Below are 2,087 nucleotides of genomic sequence, written 5' to 3' on the forward strand. Positions count from 1 at the left end.
CGGGGCCCGGGCCCCGCGGGATCACCGCTTCACGGCGCAGAGGAGCCCGTCTCCCACGGGGAGCAGCGACGTCACCAGGTCGGGGCTCTCCCGGACGGTGCGCAGGAGATCGCGCAGGTGCAGGATCTCGACCGGCTGGGGGCCCGAGTCCACCGTCCGGCCGTCCGCGAAGACGCCCTCGAAGCAGACGAGTCCGCCGGGCCGCAGCAGGCGCAACGATTCAGCGAGGTATTCGAGGGACTCCAGGCGGTCGCCGTCGCAGAAGACGAGGTCGTAGCCGCCGTCCGCGAGGCGCGGCAGGACGTCGAGGGCGCGCCCGGGGATGAACCGGGCCCGGTTGCCCGCGAAGCCGGCCGCGCGAACTGTTGGCGGTCCGGCTCGGGGTCGACGGTGGTCAGTACCCCGTCCGGCCGCATGCCGTGCAGCAGATGGATGCCCGACACCCCGGTCCCCGTACCGATTTCGGCCACCGCTTTCGCGTCAACCGTGGCGGCGAGCAGGCTCAGCGCGGCGCCGGTGCCGGGCGACACCGAGGGCAGGCCTGCCTCCCGGGCCCGGTCGCGGGCCCAGCGCAGCGCCTCGTCCTCGGCGACAAAGGCGTCGGCGAACGCCCAGCTCGTCTGCCGGTTGGCGGTAATGGCCCTCTCCTGTCCCCGTGGTTGCCTGGCCGTGACTGTATCCGTTGGGGCCGGGAACCCGCAGATGGGACCGGGCGTTTATAGGGGGTGGGAGGACAGCGGGGGTAACGGATGGATCAAGACCGGAAGCGGGCGCGTCCCGGCGGCAGGACAGCTGCAGAGAAGCCCGTACCAAATTCACGTAAAAACGCTTATCCGGAGCTAACGGGCGAGGTGGTTATGGTAGGGGCTCCACTGGACACCACCAGAGCCGACAGGGGAGGTGCGGCTGCGTCCGCGGTTCGGGGAGGAGCGCTCCGGCGTTTTCTCGGGTTGGCGGGTGAGCCGAAATCCGTGACCGACACCGCTGACCGCATCCGTGCCAACGACTCCGCTCAGACCGCGACCTTTGCCGCTGACGCGGAATCGCAGGTGTGGACTCCGCCCACCTGGGAGGAGATCGTCAGCACGCACAGCGGCCGCGTGTACCGCCTGGCGTACCGCCTGACCGGCAACCAGCACGACGCCGAGGACCTCACGCAAGAGGTCTTCGTCCGTGTCTTCCGGTCCCTCTCGACGTACACCCCCGGCACCTTCGAGGGCTGGCTGCACCGCATCACCACGAACCTCTTCCTGGACATGGTGCGCCGCAAGCAGCGCATCCGCTTCGACGCGCTCGGAGACGACGCCGCGGAGCGGCTGCCGAGCCGCGAGCCGTCGCCGCAGCAGGTGTTCAACGACACGCACTTCGACGCCGACGTCCAGCAGGCGCTCGACACCCTCGCGCCCGAGTTCCGCGCCGCCGTGGTCCTCTGCGACATCGAGGGCCTCTCGTACGAGGAGATCGCCGCGACCCTCGGCGTCAAGCTCGGTACGGTCCGCAGCCGTATCCACCGGGGCCGCTCGCAGCTGCGCAAGGCCCTCCAGCACCGGTCTCCCGAGGCCCGCGCGGAGCGCCGTTCGCTCGCGGTCACCGGTGCCGTGGCGCTGGGAGGAGGGGGCGCGACCGCGTGAGTGGATCACGGTCGAATCCTGCCGATCGGCCCCTGGCCGACGCCGAGCAGCATCTGGGGGACCGGCTCGCCGCACTTGTGGACGGCGAGCTGGGACACGACGCGCGCGAGCGCGTCCTGGCACATCTGGCGACCTGTCCGATGTGCAAGACCGAGGCCGACGCCCAGCGTCGCCTGAAGAACGTCTTCGCGCAGGCGGCCCCGCCACCGCCCACCGAGAGCTTCCTCGCCCGTCTCCAGGGTCTTCCGGCGGGTGGTGCCGAGCCGCCCGTGGGACCCGGCGACGGCGGCGGCTTCGCCACGGGGGACACCGACGCGGCGGGACTGCCGCGGACCGGCCTCTTCGGCGTGGGCCGTGAGCCCTTCGTGGGGTACCTCCCCTCCGGGGCGCACGCCGCGGTGCTCCCCAGCGAGCAGCGGGGCTTCCGCATCCACGACGTCGGCAGGCCCGAGCCGG

Annotated in this window: 2 protein-coding genes and 1 pseudogene; 2 read left to right on the forward strand and 1 reads right to left on the reverse strand. The window is 71.8% G+C overall.

Translation table 11 applies throughout. The annotated features are described in order from the left end of the window. Positions 1 to 21 precede the first annotated feature (21 nt). Positions 22 to 530 (reverse strand): annotated as a pseudogene (locus tag AOK22_RS37630) (O-methyltransferase). Positions 531 to 857: 327 nt separating this feature from the next. Here AOK22_RS37630 and sigE point away from each other — a divergent pair. Further along, positions 858 to 1,631, forward strand: coding sequence for an RNA polymerase sigma factor SigE (sigE, locus tag AOK22_RS37635; RefSeq protein ID WP_193433187.1), 774 nt, complete (start codon positions 858 to 860; stop codon positions 1,629 to 1,631). Then, positions 1,628 to 2,087: anti-sigma factor family protein (locus AOK22_RS37640; RefSeq protein ID WP_208606505.1), on the forward strand; the 460-nt coding region annotated here is incomplete at its 3' end. The genes sigE and AOK22_RS37640, both read left to right, overlap by 4 nt.

This window comes from Streptomyces silaceus (genome assembly GCF_001419745.1).
Lineage (GTDB): Bacteria > Actinomycetota > Actinomycetes > Streptomycetales > Streptomycetaceae > Streptomyces > Streptomyces silaceus.

Excerpts from the sequence above, each read along its gene's own strand:
- sigE (WP_193433187.1), top strand. The coding sequence starts at position 858 with ATGGTAGGGGCTCCACTGGACACCACCAGAGCCGACAGGGGAGGTGCG.